The sequence below is a fragment of the Bacteroides sp. B1-V-101 genome (assembly GCF_023656585.1).
GTDB lineage: Bacteria > Bacteroidota > Bacteroidia > Bacteroidales > Bacteroidaceae > Bacteroides > Bacteroides thetaiotaomicron.
Genome location: NZ_JAMOKH010000023.1, coordinates 14,842 through 34,980, shown reverse-complemented (window position 1 = coordinate 34,980; position 20,139 = coordinate 14,842). Strand labels below are relative to the sequence as shown.

General features: G+C 42.5%; 13 protein-coding genes. 7 read left to right on the top strand and 6 right to left on the bottom strand.

The features are described 5' to 3' along the window. Positions 1 to 7 precede the first annotated feature (7 nt). From NBH01_RS16760 to NBH01_RS16745, 4 genes are all read left to right on the top strand, one after another. On the top strand, positions 8 to 577 hold the full coding sequence (locus NBH01_RS16760; protein ID WP_117577668.1) for a DUF3575 domain-containing protein: 570 nt from the start codon (positions 8 to 10) through the stop codon (positions 575 to 577). 11 nt (positions 578 to 588) lie between these two features. Further along, positions 589 to 2,103 (top strand): DUF3868 domain-containing protein, encoded by a 1,515-nt coding sequence (locus NBH01_RS16755; RefSeq protein ID WP_182423523.1) that lies wholly within the window; start codon positions 589 to 591, stop codon positions 2,101 to 2,103. A 46-nt stretch (positions 2,104 to 2,149) separates the two neighbouring features. Continuing rightward, positions 2,150 to 3,850: an Mfa1 family fimbria major subunit gene (locus NBH01_RS16750; RefSeq protein ID WP_008765845.1), complete on the top strand. Its 1,701-nt coding sequence runs from the start codon at positions 2,150 to 2,152 to the stop codon at positions 3,848 to 3,850. Positions 3,851 to 4,069: 219 nt separating this feature from the next. After that, positions 4,070 to 5,023 (top strand): FimB/Mfa2 family fimbrial subunit, encoded by a 954-nt coding sequence (locus tag NBH01_RS16745; protein WP_008763526.1) that lies wholly within the window; start codon positions 4,070 to 4,072, stop codon positions 5,021 to 5,023. Between the two features lie 105 nt (positions 5,024 to 5,128). On the opposite strand, the gene NBH01_RS16740 is transcribed toward NBH01_RS16745, so the two are convergent. Both NBH01_RS16740 and NBH01_RS16735 read right to left on the bottom strand, forming a co-directional pair. Next, positions 5,129 to 6,088 (bottom strand): helix-turn-helix domain-containing protein, encoded by a 960-nt coding sequence (locus NBH01_RS16740; protein WP_008763527.1) that lies wholly within the window; start codon positions 6,086 to 6,088, stop codon positions 5,129 to 5,131. 241 nt (positions 6,089 to 6,329) lie between these two features. After that, positions 6,330 to 7,289: a hypothetical protein gene (locus NBH01_RS16735; RefSeq protein ID WP_008763528.1), complete on the bottom strand. Its 960-nt coding sequence runs from the start codon at positions 7,287 to 7,289 to the stop codon at positions 6,330 to 6,332. 204 nt (positions 7,290 to 7,493) lie between these two features. Between NBH01_RS16735 and NBH01_RS16730 the strand changes: the two genes are divergently transcribed. Then, complete coding sequence (locus NBH01_RS16730; RefSeq protein WP_117860172.1) at positions 7,494 to 8,423, top strand: UDP-glucuronic acid decarboxylase family protein; 930 nt, start codon at positions 7,494 to 7,496, stop codon at positions 8,421 to 8,423. Between the two features lie 23 nt (positions 8,424 to 8,446). Next, complete coding sequence (locus NBH01_RS16725) at positions 8,447 to 9,580, top strand: hybrid sensor histidine kinase/response regulator (RefSeq protein ID WP_008763530.1); 1,134 nt, start codon at positions 8,447 to 8,449, stop codon at positions 9,578 to 9,580. 127 nt (positions 9,581 to 9,707) lie between these two features. Here the strand turns inward: NBH01_RS16725 and NBH01_RS16720 are convergent, their stop codons facing one another. The 3 genes from NBH01_RS16720 to NBH01_RS16710 all read right to left on the bottom strand — a co-directional run bounded on the left by NBH01_RS16720 (position 9,708) and on the right by NBH01_RS16710 (position 16,575). Beyond that, on the bottom strand, positions 9,708 to 12,572 hold the full coding sequence (locus NBH01_RS16720) for a PD-(D/E)XK nuclease family protein (RefSeq protein ID WP_225680601.1): 2,865 nt from the start codon (positions 12,570 to 12,572) through the stop codon (positions 9,708 to 9,710). Positions 12,573 to 12,773: 201 nt separating this feature from the next. Further along, entirely contained in the window at positions 12,774 to 15,947 is a 3,174-nt protein-coding gene (locus NBH01_RS16715) for a UvrD-helicase domain-containing protein (protein ID WP_008765840.1), read from the bottom strand. Between the two features lie 19 nt (positions 15,948 to 15,966). Continuing rightward, entirely contained in the window at positions 15,967 to 16,575 is a 609-nt protein-coding gene (locus tag NBH01_RS16710; protein WP_008765839.1) for an RNA polymerase sigma-70 factor, read from the bottom strand. Between the two features lie 163 nt (positions 16,576 to 16,738). Between NBH01_RS16710 and NBH01_RS16705 the strand changes: the two genes are divergently transcribed. Beyond that, positions 16,739 to 17,731, top strand: coding sequence for a FecR family protein (locus tag NBH01_RS16705; protein WP_008765837.1), 993 nt, complete (start codon positions 16,739 to 16,741; stop codon positions 17,729 to 17,731). A gap of 59 nt (positions 17,732 to 17,790) precedes the next feature. Here NBH01_RS16705 and NBH01_RS16700 read toward each other — a convergent pair whose 3' ends face one another. After that, positions 17,791 to 20,112: a glycoside hydrolase family 20 protein gene (locus NBH01_RS16700; protein ID WP_225694041.1), complete on the bottom strand. Its 2,322-nt coding sequence runs from the start codon at positions 20,110 to 20,112 to the stop codon at positions 17,791 to 17,793. Between the last annotated feature and the right edge of the window lie 27 nt (positions 20,113 to 20,139).

Genomic DNA, 20,139 nt, shown 5'->3' with positions numbered 1-20,139 from the left:
AAGATAAATGAAGAAAGTTAGTATACTCATAGTATTGGTGCTCGGATGTTTTATCGAGAGTAAAGCTCAGAAAATTGCGCTTAAAAGCAACCTTCTATATGACGCTACGACTACCATGAATCTCGGGCTGGAATTCGGACTGGCACGTAAGTGGACGCTGGACGTTCCGGTGAACTATAATCCCTGGAAGCCGGACAACGGAAGACGTCTGCGCCATTGGGGAATACAGCCGGAAGTCCGCTACTGGTTTTGTGAGAAGTTCAGACGTACGTTCATCGGAGTGCATGGACATTATGCGGACTTCAATGTCGGTGGGTTCCCGGACTGGTCGTTTATTAGTGAGAATATGCAGAACAGCCGCTATCAGGGATATCTGTATGGCGGGGGTGTTTCCGTCGGTCATTCATGGATTCTGAAGAAACGCTGGAGCATCGAAGCATCGGTAGGAGTGGGGTATGCACATATTGTATATGACAAATATCCGTGCAGGGCGTGTGGTACCAAACTGAAAGACAGCAGTAAAAACTATTTCGGTCCCACCAAAGCGAGTGTGTCACTTATTTACGTAATTAAATAAAGTAGAATAGAATGATGAACGGAAGTATACAATTCATCGTGTGTGTATTGGCTATCTTATGTCAGAATATAAATTCGGCAGTTGCCCAGACACGCTCTTATGACGGGGTTATCTCTGTAGTACCGGTACAGTTGGAACAGCGCGGTAAATCGGTTTATATAAATATTGACTTCGTTCTGGAGGATGTAAAGGTCAAATCGGCACACGGAGTGGATTTTATTCCGCAACTGGTTGCTCCTGCACATACTTACAATCTTCCGAAAGTATCCATCAAGGGACATAATGAATACCTGGCGTATGAACGCTGGCTTTTATTGATGAGTGCGAAGGAGAAGGATAGCTACGAAAAACCTTATGTGGTGGAAAAGGGTAGCAAGAAAAGAAATGATACGATTCGATACAGATATATATTGCCTTACGAATCGTGGATGGACGATGCCCGGGTGGACGTACAGCGCGACGAATGCGGCTGCGGCGAAATTCAGCTGATGGATGTGGAACCACTTGGGGATATTGAACTGGAACGTATATTAGTACCTTACGTGGTAACACCTTTCTTTGCCTATTTGCAGCCTAAAGCGGAAGAAGTGAAGAGCCGTGATATACAGGCGGAATGTTTCCTCGACTTCGAGGTGAACAAGATTAATATTCGTCCGGAATATATGAATAACCCGAAGGAGCTGGCTAAGATCCGTGCGATGATTGATGAATTGAAGTCTGATCCTAGTATCAAGGTAAACAAATTGGATATTGTAGGCTATGCTTCACCTGAAGGATCACTGGCAAATAACAAACGTCTGTCCGAAGGACGTGCGATGGCGCTACGTGATTATCTGGCATCCAGATACGATTTCTCGAGAAATCAGTATTATATCATCTTTGGTGGTGAAAACTGGGATGGACTGGTGAAGGCGCTGGATACGATTGATTTTGAATATAAAGATGAAGCGCTGAATATTATCAATGATATCCCTGTTGAAAAAGGTAGGGAAGCTAAGTTGATGCAGCTTCGTGGCGGAGTACCTTATCGATATATGTTGAAATATATATTCCCAAGTCTTCGTGTGGCTATTTGTAAGGTGAATTATGAGATTAAGAACTTTAATCTGGACGAAGCGAAAGAGATCATAAAGACACGTCCTCAGAATCTGAGCCTGAATGAAATGTTTATGGTTGCCAACAGCTATCCGAAGGGTTCTCAGGAATTCATCGATGTGTTCGAGACTGCGGTCCGGATGTATCCGAAGGATGAGATCGCCAGTATTAATGCTGCCGCTGCTGCTCTTTCGCGTAATGACTTAGTATCTGCGGAACGCTATCTGAATATGGTAAATGTCAATAAGCAGCTGCCTGAGTATAGCAATGCTATGGGTGTATTAATGTTATTAAAAGGAGAGTATGAACATGCGGAAGAATATTTGAAAGCCGCAGCCAAATCGGGTCTGCAAGCTGCCGGACAGAATTTGGAGGAACTGGCTAAGAAAAAAACGAATGCAGCTGAAATAGAAAAGAAAAAAAGAAAATAGAGATAAATAAACTAGTTACAAACGCTTTTATTAATTTGTAAAAACAATGAAAAAGAAGAATTTTCTTATGTTAGCTTTTGCTGCTGTGGCTTTTGCTGCTTGTAGTAACGAAGATTTAGTGCCGACTGGGAATCCAGGTGATGATAATCAATTGGTGACAGACCCGACAGGAGACGCATGGGTGGCATTAGCTGTAAAGACTCCGGTACAAACTCGTGGATTGCATAACCCGAATCAGGAAGCTGCAACAGAGGACGAATCAAAAATCACTACAGTGCGTGCCATATTCTTTACGGCAAATGCGAATGAGGATGCTGCAACTGTAACTGCTGACTTGACATTGGATAATGACGAAGCTGGTCTTGATGCCAATGGTATTCCTAGTGGGGCTGCAGGTAAGGCTTTTAAAGTCCCTGCAACTTCTAAACGAATATTGATTATTGCGAATCCATCTCCTAAATTTGAAGCAAAGACTGCTAGTGAGACAGATCAAAAATGGCCTGTTGGAACGACTTATGCAACAGTAAATGCAGCTCTTGACGATACTTCGGCTTCTATGACAACTGCTGGTAAATTTATGATGTCTAACGCCAAAGGTTCGTTAGAACCTTCAGATGAAGATGAAGCTTCAGGAACATTTGGTGCTCCTGTCGATTTGGCTCTTTATGCAACTGAGACAGCAGCTACTAATAATCCAATATCTATCAGAATTGACCGTGTTGTATCAAAAGTTCGTGTATATGTTACTGCTGATTCTGATGCAAAGGCAACTATTTCGGATGCGGGATGGGTGTTGAATGCTACTAACAAGACATTCTTCCCTGTATCTAAGAGAACGTTGACTTGGAATGAGACTCCTGCTAATAAACCTTTAGGTGCTCGTGGTACATGTATTACTCCGTTTGACCAGTATAAGATCGGTTCATACAGAGTTGACCCTAACTATAGTACTCAAGCTTTGGCTAACTATAATGCTTATACCAGTACTTCAGCTCCTTCAATTTGGAATGATCCTACAACTACGGTGAATAAAGTTGCTGAATATTGTCTTGAAAATACGCAGACTGCAACTCATAATGTACATGCTTATACTACACATGTACTGTTGAAGGCTAAATTCATTCCGTCTGAATATGGCAGACCTGCGCCAAATGATGGTACTCCATCTACAGCTCAGGAAACAGATCCGAAACTTGTCGGTGACTGGATGTTAATCAATGGTGGCTTCTATACTTTTGCTACATTAATGGAGTGGATTGAGGCAGAATTGAAAGCTAAATATGCTGATAAAGAGCCTACTACCTTCCCGACTGCTCGTACTACTGCGTATAATAGATATTTAGCTGCTGTTGGTGTAGGTGAAATTAGCCTTCCTGCTACAGCTGATGCTGCAGCTATTACCAGTCTTGTTGACGATTTTAAAGCAACAAAAGCTAATGTAGGAAATGTTGCAGCTAAAGACAGAGCTATAACTGTAACAGGTCTTACTTATTATGTAGGTGCTGTAAGTTACTACAAAATTATGATCAAACATGATGATACCAGTGCTGTAACAAATGAATTAGGTGAATTTGGAGTTGTTCGTAACTCTGTTTACGATATCAATGTTAAGAAGTTTAACAATCCAGGATATCCGGCTATTCCGGATCCGGACGAAGGAACGCCGGATGAGAGTGACGAAGGCTGGTTGTCTATTGAAATTATACCTAATCCTTGGACTTGGTATACTCAAGAGGAAATTATGTAATTCGGAATTAGTAATAGAAATAGATTTTTCAAATAAAAGTTGTGGGAGAAACTCTCCCACAACTTTACTCCCAATATTTTCAAAGTTGCCGAAAACTTTTTAAAATTTCGGGATATTACTTTTGATGGAATCAATAAAGTATTCTATCCTCTGAATTAGGAAATAACGAGAAAAGAGATTATTTCTTTTCCTCTATATATAATTGAAAAAAAGGAAAATATGAATCTAAAAAGCCTTATATGTTACGTTGCCTTAGGTATTCTGTTGATGAGTTCCGGGATAGTAGCTTCATGCGACAGCTTTAATGAAGACCTGCCGGAATGCCGCTTGTCAGTGAAGTTCAAGTATGACTATAACATGGAGTTTGCGGATGCGTTTCATGCTCAGGTAGATAAAGTAGAACTTTATGTATTTGATAAGAATGGGAAATATCTGTTTAAACAAGCTGAAGAGGGAAGTGCATTGTCTACCGGCAATTATCTGATGGAAGTTGAACTTCCTGTCGGACAATATCAGTTTATGGCATGGGCCGGTGCACGTGATTCATATGATATCACTTCATTGACACCTGGTGTCTCTACTCTTACGGATTTAAAATTGAAACTAAAACGTGAAGCCTCTCTCATCATCAATAAAAGGATGGAAACGCTCTGGTATGGTGAAGTCATCAATGTCAACTTCGATGGGACCGTCCACCAGACTGAGACGATAAATCTGATCAGAGATACAAAAATCGTACGATTTGGCTTCCAGTCTTATACAGGCAGCTGGACACTGGATATGAATGACTATGACTATGAGATTATAGAATCTAATGGACATCTGGGACATGATAATTCATTACTGGATGATGATGTGTTGAGTTTCCGACCTTACTATATGGAACAGAAGGATCCTGCGACTGCCTATGTAGACATGAATACAATGAGACTGATGGAAGACCGGAAAACTCGTTTGGTGCTTACTGAAAAAGCATCCGGAAAGAGAGTGTTCGATATAAATCTGATTGATTATCTTGCTATGACCAATGCGGAGGGTAAAAATCTGAGCACACAAGAATATCTGGATCGACAGAGCAACTATCATATAATCTTTTTCTTGTCTGAATCATGGCTTGCTGTACAGATTGTTGTCAATGGATGGGTGCATCGCATTCAGGAAGAGAATCAATAGAATGATCTAAGAATAGTGGGGAACTATTATTAGTGGGACAGGATAAATAGTAATATCCTGAAGGGAGAACAGCCCGGGTCGATAATGATCCGGGCTGTTTGTACTTTAGAGAGTATCGATCACTGTACGTTGCTTTTGCAGGAACTCGATACGCTGGGCTTCTCCACTTTCTGAAATTAGTGTGGAATGTCGTTTCAATGATTGAATCCAGTTCCGCTGTATCTGACAGATTTGCGGACTTTGCGAATCCATCGAATTGATGGAATACACCCGGAGCAAACTGACTTGGTAGTCTTGTTTCTCTATGTAGGTGTAAGTCGCTTCGAAATCAATGTTTGAGAGATAGAAAGAGACTTTTCGCCCCTCACTGAATTCTCCCTTAACAGATAGTGTCTCCATGACTGAAAGCAATTGGTAGAGTTCATCTTTCAGGTGTGCCACGTCGTCTTCCGTAATCAGATTCAGACTTGCGAAATACTTGATCTCTTTGACAAAGGAAAGAAAGATGTTGCTATCCCAGATAAAATAGGTCTTCCGACATTGCTTTACACTTTCACTCAGCTTATTATGTGCTTTCACGATTCTGTCTTCTACCTGCATCTCTGCCAGTGAGTTCGGTGTTTTCATTTGCCCGTTCTGATAAATCCATCGGCAAAGGCGGAACTTAGACATGTATTCGTAAGATGAATAAAGTGTGAAGGGAAGAAGATTGGAAGCTGTATATACTTCCGTCGTATCGTCTCCTTTCACATAATCGAATATCTGCTGATAACGGCTGATAATCTCATAATAACTTTCTAAAGTGTTGGGCGAATGCAGCAGGTTCATATCAAAAGTAACTCTATTGGAAAGGTGGTTACCTATAATCTGATCAATAGAAATCCCCAGTTTTTTAGACAGAAGGGCTACTTCGTCGATAGTAAAAGCTACTTCACCCCGTAGTCTGCGATAGACGGCTTCTTTACCCATATACAAGATGTCTGCCAGAGAATTGGCAAGATTTTGTCCTTTGGGGATCCGTTCTTTCATTGCAGTAATCAACTCGTTTACAATACCATTTTTCATTGTTTGTTCTCTTTTATATACGTTAATACTTTATGTGATACATTCTATGCAAAATTACGGCATGTAAACGAGAGTTTTGTGTGGGAAAACAGTTCTGAAGAGTAAGAGCTTTTTCTCATTTGATAGAATAGAGATAGAAAAAGAACGTATAATGGAAAAAAGTAGGCAATAAGCTTGTCTACTTTCATGATTTGGAATTATAAAATTCAGTTAGTTTCGATTATCGAAATTAGGAAGAACTCTATAGAGCATCAATGATTTCGCGCTGTTGATTAAAGAATTGGATGCGTTGCATCTCACCACTTTCTGAGATGAGTGTAGAGAATTTCTTTAATGACTGAATCCATTCTTTCAGACTTTGAAACATCTGAACGTCCTGTGTAGTGAGTGAATTAATGGAATAAACACGTATCAGACTAAGTTGTAGTGTACTTGTCTCGAGATAACTGTAAGTCGCCTCGAAGTTGATTTGTGACACATAAATATGCACATCATTACCAAAGTCTGTCTTTCCTTTTATAGCAAGCCTTTCCAACTCATCTGTAAGTATTAGCAATTCTTCTTTCAGATTTTGCTTCATTTCGTCTGAAATGAGATGTATGTCGGAAAAATACTGTATATCATTGATAAGATGAAGAAAAACCATGCTGTCCCAAATGTAATCGGTAGAATGAATATGATGCGAAAGTTTCGCAAAATCTTGCTGGACATTGATTATCTTTTGAGGAATCTCCAGTTCTTCGAAATGTTTGCACTTAATATGTTCATTCTGATACATCCACTTGAAGAAACGGAACTTGGCCAGAAGTTCGTGCTTCAGATATAGTGTCTGCGGAATTACATTGGAGGCTGTACCTAATGAGGCATTCGGATCTTCCCGCAGCGTATGGAATAACTTGACGTGCTTGTTGAGGAAATCATAGTAAGTTTCGAAGGGGTTGCCATGATCTACTACATTGATATCGAACATTGCATTGTTGCTGAAGCTAACTCCGGCAATTCTGTCCAGGGATATCCCCAGTTCTTTTGAAATAATGGCTGCTTCCTGAAATGTAAAGGGGACTTCGCCACGCAGCCTCCGGTAGATAGCTTCCTTACCCATATAAAGGGTATCCATTAATATATTTGCCAATTGTCCTTTTGCAGGGAACTTTTCTTTGGCCGCTTCTATCAGGTTTGTATTAAGTTCATTCATTATCATAATCCTATTGAATTAGTGGTTTGTTTCTATTAATAACACTTGACACAGGAAAGTTGTTTCGGAAACTGAAACTATTTTATTTTTGCTTTTCTTAAAAAATATCCACCTTTAAAATTGTATATTATGAGCAAATCGTTTACATTTGCCTCTATAAACAAGACGGGGAAGTTCTCTTCTCTGAAAAACAATAGTTAAAATTAGAAGATGAAAAGAATATTGGTAAGTGGCGGGGCTGGATTTATAGGCTCGCATCTTTGTACTCGACTTGTAAATGAGGGACACGACGTTATATGTTTGGATAACTTCTTTACAGGTTCTAAGGACAATATAAAGCATTTGATGGGAAATCATCATTTTGAAGTTGTAAGACACGACGTTACTTATCCTTATTCTGCCGAAGTGGATGAAATTTACAATCTGGCTTGTCCGGCGTCACCCATTCATTACCAACATGATCCGATTCAAACTGCCAAAACATCTGTGATGGGGGCTATCAATATGCTCGGACTGGCGATGAGACTGGATGCCAAAATACTGCAAGCCTCCACTAGCGAAGTGTATGGTGATCCAATTATTCATCCTCAGCCGGAAAGCTATTGGGGAAATGTGAATCCGGTAGGTTATCGCTCATGTTATGATGAAGGAAAGAGATGTGCTGAAACCTTGTTTATGGATTACTACCGCCAGAATCAGACTCGCATCAAGATCATTCGTATCTTTAATACTTATGGTCCGAGAATGCTTCCTAATGATGGTCGTGTGGTCTCAAACTTTATCATACAGGCGCTGAATAATGAAGATATCACGATATATGGTGATGGGAAACAGACACGCAGTTTTCAGTATATCGATGACCTGATAGAAGGAATGGTGCGGATGATGGATACGGAAGATGACTTTACGGGTCCGGTGAACCTTGGAAATCCGAATGAGTTTCCGGTTCTTGAATTGGCGGAAAGAGTGATCCGGATGACTGGCTCTACTTCGAAGATAGTTTTTAAACCTCTGCCGACCGATGATCCGAAACAGCGTCAGCCAGATATAAAACTGGCAAAAGAGAAACTAGGATGGCAGCCTACCGTCGAGCTGGAAGATGGGCTGAAGCGTATGATTGAGTATTTTAAAAATGTCTGATGTAACATAAAAAATAGAATGATATGAATGTGGAAATTAATCCTTCCGAATATAAGGTCCTTATTGTGGACGACGTAATTTCAAATGTCCTTCTGCTGAAGGTGCTTCTGACCAATGAGAAGTTCAATATTGTAACAGCAGGCAATGGAACTCAGGCTTTGGAGCAGGTGAAGAAAGAAAAACCTGATCTTGTGTTGCTGGATGTGATGATGCCGGATATCAGCGGTTTTGAAGTAGCCCAGCAAATGAAGGCCGATGAAGAAATGAGCGAAATTCCAGTGATCTTTCTTACTGCTTTGAATAGTACGGCGGATATCGTGAAAGGATTTCAGGTGGGCGGTAACGATTTTATTTCCAAACCGTTTAATAAAGAGGAACTGATTATTCGTGTAACGCATCAGATCTCGTTGGTGGCAGCCAAACGAATTATCATAGCACAAACAGAAGAGTTGCGCAAGACTATCATAGGACGTGATAAACTCTACTCTGTGATTGCACACGACCTGCGTTCGCCTATGGGCTCTATTAAGATGGTGCTCAATATGCTGATTCTGAACTTACCGAGTGAAACTATCGGCTCTGAAATGTATGAACTGCTGACAATGGCCAATCAGACAACAGAGGATGTATTTTCCTTACTCGACAACTTATTGAAGTGGACGAAGAGTCAGATTGGTAAGCTGAAAGTTGTTTACCAGAATATCGATATGGTAGAAGTAGTGGAAGGAGTGAGCGAGATCTTTACAATGGTAGCCGGGCTGAAGAATATCCACATTGCTGTGGAAATACCTGAAGATCGTATGGAAGTACGTGCGGATATTGATATGATTAAGACGGTTATCCGTAACTTGATAAGTAATGCAATCAAGTTCAGTAACGAGGGATCGGAAGTCTTGGTATCACTGAGAGAAGAAGATAGCATGGCGATAGTTAGCGTGAAGGATAGCGGGTGTGGTATTGATGAAGAAAATCAGAAGAAATTGTTGCATACCGATACGCATTTCAGTACTTTCGGTACAAATAATGAAGAAGGTTCAGGACTCGGACTGCTGCTCTGTAAGGACTTTGTTACTAAGAACGGAGGTGAGCTCTGGTTCACTTCGAAGAAAGGAGAAGGTTCTACGTTCAGTTTCTCGATCCCGTTGTTGGAAAGCTAATATAAGTTCGATATAAGATAAAAACCTGTCCTGTTTTCTAAGCACATTACTTTAGAAGAGAAGTAGTGACAGCTCAGAATAACAGGACAGGTTTTGTTTGATAGTTATAAATTATTCTTTCAGCATTTTATCGTTTACAAATGGCTTTAAAATCACAATAAGCACATTTCTTTGTATCTTCTGTCTGTGTGAAAGGCTCATTCTCATCGAATATTTCTTTTAATAGTCTTTGCAGACGTTCTCGGAATTCATCTTCAAAAAAGGCAAAGTTGTTGACCGGAATCTTCGGTTGGCGTGGCTCTCCCATTTCAATGACGGGCGAATAGCTTTCAGAGGCTGCCCGATGGATGTAGAGAAGGGAAGGAGCTACTTTCAGAGACTGCTGCCGGCTCATAATGGCAGCATACAGGAAAGTCTGGAAGATATAGTTGGGACGCGTTTCCGACGGAGTAAACAGTTGCTCGATGTTGGCAGGCGTCTTGGGGCTTCCTCCGGTTTTATAGTCTACAATACGCAGGGTGGTGTCTTTGGCATCCATACGATCGATGGTTCCTCCCAATCGGAGGGTGATCGGACCTTGACCGGTCTGAATCGTTATCTTTTCGGCAACAGGTTTTTCCATGGCGACCATTTCGAAGGGGGCGTATTGCAGGTCATTCCTCAGCAGTTGTTTCAGATAGGAGACGATTACTTTGGAGTTGATGAGTTGTACGCCATTATATTCGGGCTTTTCGTCTGCCGGAACCTTGAAAAGCTCTTGCTTGAAAGCGAGGTCAACATAGTTTTGTAGTTTGACTTCGTTGCGCAGCAAGCGTTCCAAATCTTCTTTTTGTATTATTTTCCTGTTAGCGGTCAGGTCTGTATAAGCTAATTGGGCGGAGAGGTGGAAGATGGTTCCGAACAATGCGGAGTCGATTTCCGCACTGACTTCGTCCGGTGCTTTTAGTCTGGCTACATAACGGTAATAGAATTTCAGCCGGCAATCGAGATAGGCGTTGAGGGCTGAAGGAGAAAGTATATACGATTGGGGATTCGAACAATCATAAGAGCAGCGAAGTCGTTCGAATACTTCCGGAGTTTTCTCTATGCTGATATCTGTTGTACCTTGAGGAGATTGTCCGGCTTCAAGATATTCGCGGGTAATCTTGTGAGGCCCTTCTACAAGCAATTGTAACATGAAACGGGATTCTTCTCCACGGTTCAGCCCATTGGAAGAAGTGTTGTAAAGCAAGGTGATGTTTTCCGCCCGTTGTATCAGTCGGTAGAAATAATAGGCATAGACCGCATTTTTGTGTTCGATGGTGGTCATACCGAAAGCTTTCCGGAGGTTATAGGGAATAAAGGAAGAATCACCTCCTGATTTAGGCAATTGTCCTTCGTTGAGAGAGAGAAGGATGATATTGCGAAAGTCAAGGTTACGGGTTTCCAGTACTCCCATGACTTGCATACCAATGGCAGGTTCACCGTGGAAAGGAATGTTGGAGGCGGTCAGCACTTTGCTGACCAGGCGTCTTAGTGTGTCGGTGCGTACATTCAGCTCTCCAGTTTCTATCAGGCTATAGAGACGGTTGATGGTGGTATAGCTCTTGAAGAGGGATTCCCGGTAAAGTTGGTTGAAGATATCGTTGTACTCGCTTTCTTCCCGATAGAGAAGGGAGATGTCTTTGATTAATTCGGTCAGGTAGTCGCATAGTTCCTTGATGCCGCTTCGAGGAGTGAAAAGTTTGATCAGGAAATCATCCATTTTCAGTTCCGAAGGGAGCGGGTAGAAGCGGTTAGTCTTGGTCAGTTCCCGTTCCAGAGGTTCAGCGTTGATGGATAGCTGACGGGTATATGGGTGCTTCAGTATAGCGGATACGGTTTCGTAGGTGAAACGTCCGGTAGCGGTACGGTAGCCGTTCGTTTGTAATTCCATAGCGGCATTAATAAAGCTGTATACCGGAGTTTGTGCAAGCGGGAAACCCATCGTGATGTTGACGTTTTTCACTTCTTGCGGGATGGAGTGGAGTACGGGAAGCAGCAGGGCTTCGTTGCAGAGGACTACGGCGTTCTCTTTTTCTTCGTTGGCAGTGGAAAGAGTACTTTGTACCCATTCCGGAAGAAAGCGGGCTTGCGCGTTCTCGGTAGAAGCGGAGATATAGCGTATGTTCTTCGGCTTCCGCAGAGTGTCGAAACAACTTTCGGGCAATTCATTCGGGAATAGTTTCAGATTACGGTTGATGAATTCTCCGGCTTCGTGTTTGACTATTTGCTTGGTATAAAAGAGATCGTAATCCCAGTAGAACATGGCTTTATCCGCATCTTGTAATAGCTGAAAGAACTTGGTCTCTACTTTGTTGAGCACGTTGAAGCCGACAAAAATATATTTGTCGTATTTCAGTCGGGTGGTATCGAGTTGCTCGATTACATTGCGATATAGCATTCCTTCATAGGCTATTCCGAGTTCCGCTAAGTTCTCACGGTAGCGGTGGTAGATAGTACCCAGTTTGTCCCAAAGGGAGATAAACTTCTCTTTGAGTACGGTACGACGCTCGATAGAGAAGTTTTGGAAGAACTGTTGAATCGCTTCTTCCTGCTCTTTATCAAGGAATTCATAATCGTCCATCAGATTCTTCAGGTCCTGCAAGTTACTGAAGAGCTTATCCGCATCTACCAGGTTTTTATCTACATCGTCGAAATCGCTGATCAGCAGCTCGCCCCAAAAATAGAAGTCGTCCAGTGTTTCCTGGCTTTCTGTTTCTTCACGGAATACTTTATATAGTTCGCAGACCAACCGGATAGGGTCACCCGCTTTCTGTACAGATAACTTCCTGAACAGGTCGCTGATACTCATTGCGGCAGGAGACCAGATTGGTTGGTCGGATTCTCCTGCCAGATATTCGTTGAAGAATAAGTTGGCACGTTTGTTAGGGAAGACGAGTACTGTACGGGACAGATCGTTTCCTATCTTGGCATATAAATCATGAGCGACTAGTTGGAGAAATGATTGCATATTTGTTCTATATTTTCTATCTTATATATTTGTTTATTGTTGCCTGAACATTTTGTCTGCGGATATCATTCAATATCTTGCAGTTTTGTTTTCCTCGTTTCATGGCTGACAATTGTTAGGTGTTTTATAAGTAAACCGATGTTCTCTGTATATCAGTAGCAAGCTTATGGCGACTAATTCCTATGAGCGGTGCGGCTTTCATTATTTCACTTTTACAATTAGCTCTTCATCTACGTACCACAGGTAGCCGGTGATATTTTTATATCCCATCTTAGTAAGCAGTTGCATATATCCTTTTACCTGTTTGTTATATTGGAGGTTCTCTTTACCGAATTTGAAGTCAACTACAACTACTTGACCGTCTTTCATCATTACACGGTCGGGACGTCGGGTTTGCAACACCCCTTTTTCTTTGTAAATGATGGCACATTCGTTGAACAGGGTCCATTCCCCCGAATACCAGTCTTGAATCTCCGGGGAGGAGAATGCTTTTCGGGCTACTTCCCGTATTTCTTCGGCCTTTTCGCTGCTGGCGATGACCCCTTCGAAAATGAGGCGCTCAATAGCCGGATCAATATCTTCTGCTGTTTCTATGGCAGAAAATAGCGTGTGCAGCATACGTCCGCGATGAATGAAACGGTCATCCGATTCTTCTTCCTCGATCCCCTGAATGAAATCGGCGGAGCGGTTGGATTGACGGAATTCAATCTCATGACGCATGGACTCCATGTGGACAGGCAACTTATCCGGCTTCTGAGTCAGTTTATTGGTCGAAGTTTTTGCTTTTTCTTCTTCCGAAGGACAGAGTTCTCCTTGTTCATAGCAATCTTCCTCCCAGTCGAGGCCTTCTTTGAGGGCAACTACAGGCAGTGTATTGGCCAACAGTTCGGACATAGTTCCTTTTTGTCCTTTCTTGCTCCAGATGATCAGATTCTTTCCGGCACGGGTGAAGGCTACATAAAGCAGGTTGAGATTGTCCACCCACAGTTGAAGACGTTCCAGCAGATAATCGTTCCCATAGATGGATTCGGCCATTTGTGTCGAGTAATTGATGGGAAGGATATCCATGGCATTGAACGGAGCTTCCTGAGGGGCACACCATACCAGTTGGTTATTCGTTTCATTCTCCAGTTTCCAGTCGCAGAAGGGAAGGAGTACTGTATGAAATTCCAATCCTTTGGATTTGTGGATGGAGAAGATTCGGATACCTTCCACTTCACCGCTGGGAATGGTTTTGCTGCACAGCGTCTCATCCCAGTAGCGGATAAAACCGTCGAGCTCCGAGGAGTTACTTTGCAAATAATCCGTTACGGCATCGAAGAAGGCAAACAGATAGGCATCCTGTTCTTCAATGTGACTCATTTCGAAGATGCTGAATAGTTCTTCCAGCAATTCGTAGAGAGGCATAAGACGGAGTTCTTTCTGCTTTTCAAGAAATGCGGGCGGCAGATAGTTTTCTATCGGAAGGAGCAGAAGGGTGTTCCAGTCCAGATTCTTTTGCAGAACTTCGTTCTGATAGGCTATTGCCAGTTGGGCCCGTGCAATTTTATTGCTCTCGTCGGATAGAAATCGCAGTGCGTCTATCATCATGCAGATGGCAAGAGAGGCATCGAGGCGGAAGGCTTCGTCTGATACAATTTTATAATGTAACTCTTTGTCGAAGTAGTCCGCGATGCGGGGAATACTTTTGTTCTTGCGTACAAGGATAGCTATGTCATTCAGCCGTACACCGGAAGAAAGCAGATGCTCTACTTCTTCACCGAGACTTATCAGCGTCTGGTCTGTATAGTCATGCGCTTCGTCCGGTTCCAGAAAAGTGGCTTTGACATATCCTTTCTGTACACTTCGCGGAGATTCCTGTACCACATCGGCATAGGCTTTCTGAAGATCATCGCAATCTTTGCCCAACTGTTTTTTGTATACTTCGTTCAGGTAATTTACGGCAGCAGTGAATATTTGGTTGTTGAACCGGATGATATTGGTCTCACTTCTCCGGTTGGTGGCTAAGGTCTTTACCTTGATGGGGAAATGCTCGATGCGGTCGTTCAGACCGTTAAGGATTCCCCAGTCACCGTTTCGCCAGCGGTAGATGGACTGTTTGACGTCTCCTACTATCAGGCTGTCTGCTCCTTGTGAAAGCCCTTCGAGCAGGAGCAGTTTGAAATTTCCCCATTGCATCCGGCTGGTGTCTTGAAACTCGTCGATCATGACATTGCGGATGTTGGTTCCTATCTTTTCGAACACGAAAGAGGAATCTCCGTCCTTAACCAGTTGATGGAGCAGGGCATTGGTATCTGATAAAAGGAACCGGTTGTTGTCATGGTTCAGCTGTCGCACTTCTTCGTCGATATTGGCGAGAAGCTGTACCTTGTTGAGATGCTGCAGGGAAAGCCGGCAACTATTTAGCAGGAGATTGTTTTTAGAACGCAGCTTCTCCGCATCCTCCAGTATCTGCATCAGGCTGGATTTCGCAAGATCAATAATATCGGCAAACCGTGGAGATGTTTTAGTAGCCCAGTGTTTGGCATCTTCCAGGCATTTCTCTACAGTGGCATTGCGGATGTCATTACTTAGAATGCCATTGTTCAGCTTACGGAAATAGCTGCCGATTCCCCGTGAACCGTTTTTTAGTTCATCTGCGGTAAGGGCGTGTCCTTCCAGTTCTCCTTCAAACTGGTCATAGAATCCTTTCATTTGCTCCAGGATTTCTGTTTCCAAAGCTTTCAGCTGCTTGCGGTATTCTTTGATGGTATCCGGATTGCGGAGGCGCTGGCGGAGACCTTCACCTTTTTCTATATATCCTTCGTCGAAGATGTTGCGCCCGAAATTTTTGACTTCATCCGATACATTCCAGCGTTTGTCATCAGCTATTCGTTCGTTGATGTAGTCTAACAGCCATGCGAGGACAGGAGAGGTGGGACCCAGTTTCTCAATCATGCTGTCCACCGCATCACTGAGTACTTCCGCATTGTTCAGTTCGATATTCAGATTCGGACTGAGTTCCAGCTCACGAGCCAGATTGCGCATGACGGACTGGAAAAAAGAATCGATGGTTTCTACACGGAAACGACTGTAGTCGTGCAGCATATATCCGAGGGCGATTCCTGCGGCTTCCCGTATTTCCTGTTCTGTCCTCTTTGTTTCTTCTTTGATGCGGTTCAGGTAGGCCTCGGAATCTTTGTCACCGATCTGAATGCCGTATAGCTGACTGAGAATACGTTCCTTCATTTCTGCTGTTGCCTTATTGGTAAAGGTAACAGCGAGAATCTGTCGGTAGGCACGTGGATTCAGTACCAGCAACTTTATGTATTCCACTGCAAGGGTAAAGGTTTTGCCTGAACCTGCCGAGGCTTTATAGACTAGGAGTTCACTCATGCTTTTGATATGAATTGTTTCATGATTGTTTGAATATGTCAAGCCCGAAATAAAGAATAAATAAAGGCAAATAGTCTTTTAGGGCAATGCGTAATAGCTTTAAAGCCTGTCCGATACGATAGTTAACGGTTTGGGGAGAGACGTTCAGCTTTTCTGCAATTTCTTTATGGGTCATCCGGTGATTACGATTCATTTCGTATGCTTCCCGATAATCTTTGGGAAGCTGTTTCAGAGCATTCTCATAAAGGCGGAACAACTCATTTTCCAGATAAAAGTCAGGATTGTCGAATTCTTTCTCGAATTTTTCTGTAATCTCCTGATGTACTTTTCGTCTGATCTCGAAATGGGAAATACGGTTCAGAGCTTTGTTTTTGACAATAGTAAAGAGAAGCGTTTTCAATGTAAGCTCTTCCATAAGGTTACAGCGGTTTTCCCATAACCACATCATCGTGTCCTGTACAATCTCCTCAATCTCCTCCTGCTCGCTGACATATTGCGAACAAAAGGCGCACAATCTACGGAAATAATGCCTGTAGACAGCGTCGAATACATATTCTTCGCCTGCTTTCAAGGCATTGATGATAGATTTATTATTGTTAATATCTAGGTATATAGGAGGTTGTTGCATTCTTCATTATTTTTTATGCAGAGCAAAAATAATGAAAGCAATGAAAGAAACGAAATAAAACGGGAGAAAATATTTTTTTCTTTTTTAGTTTAGTATATTTGCGCTGCCAACTGTATTAATAACAGAGGTATTATATTTTTTTATAGTAAAAGGATGATTGAACATGGATGAATCTATCTTGATGAACTACCTGAGGGGAGGATGCAATGACGAAGAATGTCAGCAGGTAGAACTATGGTGTGAAGAAGCACCGGAAAACCGACAAATACTAGAGCAGCTATATTATACCCTTTTTGTAGGCGACCGTATGGCAGTGATGGATGCTGTAGACACAGAAGCGTCACTGACGAAGTTTAAGTCGCTCGTACGTGAAAAGGAGAAAAAAGCCAAGCGAAGAAGTATATCGGTTCGATGGGGACGTTATGCGTCCGCGGCAGCCGCTTTTCTGGCAGGTCTTGTTTTCGCAGGCGGAATTGCGTGGGGATTGCTTTCCAATAAACTTTCTGATTATACAGTGATGACTACCGGTGGACAGAGAGCGCAAACAGTGCTTCCGGACGGTAGTAAGGTTTGGCTGAATGCATCTACGAAGCTTATTTACCGTAACTCTTTCTGGAGTACGGATCGTCAGATTGATTTGTCGGGTGAGGCTTACTTTGAAGTGGCTCGTGACAAGCATGCTCCATTCATTGTAAATACGAAGCATATTAAGACTTGTGTATTGGGTACAAAGTTTAATGTACGGGCACGTGAAGAAGAGGACAGGGTAGTGACCACTCTGTTACAAGGTTCTGTACGAATGGAATCTCCGCGAACCGTCAATAATGGCTATCTGCTGAAACCGGGACAAACGTTGAACATTAATACAACGACCTATCAGGCTGAATTAATAGAATATGCCGAGCCGACCGAAGTTCTTCTGTGGATTAACGGAAAATTGAAATTTAAGCAACATTCATTGCTGGAGATTACAAATATTATGGAGAAACTGTATGACTTGAAGTTTGTGTATGATGACGAAAGTCTGAAGACCGAACGGTTCACCGGTGAATTCTCTACTGATAATCTTCCGGACGAAATATTGAATGTATTGATGCATACAAATCACTTCAGCTATAAGAAGGAAGGACGGATTATTCGATTGTCTAAAAAATAAAGAGGATAAAGAGAATGTTAAAAAAAGGTATGTCGCCCAGCGACATACCTTTTTAAGTTTTATTCCAGCCCTATTTCATCTACGAATATAAATGCCGGTCTTCCTTTACCCCAATGCCATGCCGGTATGTTATATTCCGGACGGGCTGTTATTTTCACATAACGTGCCTGCACTGTATCGAAAGAAAGTTCATGGGTATAGATGCCATTCTTATCTTCCTTACTGACGGCGGGGTAAACTTCGGATTTTACTTCTTTGTACTCTTTTCCATCGTTTGATACGGCTACGGAAAGTTCGCGTAAATCAAGAATTTCTTCTCCTATTTCTACGTAGGTGCGTACCCATGCTTTGCTTATCGGAGTCTCCTGTTGCAGGTCAATCACTGCTTCAAGATCGTTCTGATAGAAGGCAATCCATCGTCCGGTACGGTAATTTCTGCTTCCTGCCAGTCCGTCAATGAGTGTATTCTTTCCTTCGAATTTATACTTTTCATTAATGGGCTGCTGCATGGTGATCGGCTTCATGGTGGCTTTGTTGAATTTGATATCCTCTTTCAACACTGCACTACTGCCGTTGGGACGGATAGTGATTGCTTTCAGTGTGCAGCTTTGGCCGATTTTCAGTGTGTCCGTGTATATATTGGAACTGGCTGTGGGGTCACTGCCATCGAGTGTATAGTAGACCGGAGCATTATCAATAGTGGATAAGGCAACATTCAATACGTTGGCTTCGGTATCAGGGATATATTGGGAATTTACCTGGAAGATATGTTTGGCATAGTTATATTGATTGATGTCATAGACAGCGATCAGTCCGGGTAATCGTTTCAGGAAATCCGCATATTCCTTTTTCTCCGGCATAGTCCACTGTACTTCTGATAATGCGGCCATACGGGGGAGTTCCATATATTCTACCTGACTATAAGTAGGGATATATTCCGTCCATAAGTTGGCTTGTATGCCTACGATATGCTTAGCTTCTTCGGGAGTGAGTATCTGAGGAACCGGTTCGTAGCTATATACCTTTTCTAAAGGTACATACCCTCCGATAGCAGGCGGTTCATTGTCTGTATCCATGGTCTGATAGTAATCGAAGTACAGGAATGAACTGGGTGTCATGATTGCGTCATGTTTATGCTTCACTGCTTCAATTCCTCCTTCTATACCTCTCCATGACATCACAGTGGCATTGGGTGCCAGTCCTCCTTCCAGTATTTCTTCCCAACCAATGATCTGACGTCCCTTGCCGTTAAGAAACTGTTCAGCATAATTAATGATATAACTCTGAAGCCTTTGTTCGGCTGTGTGATCTTTATCGGCTTTTAGTCCCAGTTCCTTGATACGTGCCTGACATTTCGGGCATTTCTCCCAACGTACCTTCGGGCATTCATCACCGCCGACATGAATATATTCGGATGGGAAAATATCTACAATTTCATTCAGGACATCTTCTATAAATGCCAGTGTCTTGTCATTTCCGGCACAGAGCACATCTTCTGATACTCCCCACATTTTCCATACTTCATAGGGGCCGCCCGTGCAACCCAATTCGGGGTAAGCAGCAAGCGCAGCCTGCATATGTCCCGGAAGGTCAATTTCCGGTATTACTGTGATATGGCGTTCCTGTGCATATTTTACAATCTCCCTAGCTTCATCCTGTGTGTAAAAACCGCTATAGGGAATGCCGTCATATTCTCCAGAATTATGTCCGATGACTGTCTCCGAGCGTTTGGAACCGATAGTGGTCAACTCCGGACGTTTTTTGATTTCAATTCTCCATCCCTGATCATCGGTCAGATGCCAGTGAAGACGGTTGATATTGTGTAAAGCCATCATATCAATAAAGCGTTTGACAGAGTCGGCCGGGAAGAAATGGCGTGAAACATCTAAATGTACTCCGCGATAGGAGAAACGTGGATAGTCGTTAATTTCGGCAGCAGGAAGGCTTATGTCTCCTTTGTTTGTAATTGGGAGTGACTTCCGTAAAGTCTGTATGCCATAAAAAGTTCCTGCTTCTGAAGTACCTGTGATGGTTACGTTGTCTTGGGTTACTTTTAGTTGATATGCTTCGGCATTGTCTGCATTCAGACCTGTTGCTAAGATTATTGCGTTTGAAGTGACTGGCTCGTCAATGACTTTCAGCTTTTTGCCGGACATCTGATGAATGTATTTCGCCAACAGATTTGCATTTTGCTGCATTTCTTTGTTATCTTTCGGATAGACGATGGAAGTACGGTCATTTAGTACAAAGCTTCCGGTCGTAATTTTGATTTCCTGAGGCAGAGGAATAACTTCGTAGTTTGCCTGCTGAATAACTCCTGAAGAACAGGAAAATAGTCCACTGCATAAAAGAATGACTCCTAATAGATGATGTTTTTTCATTTTATCTAATTTATGTTTGCTAAAGGT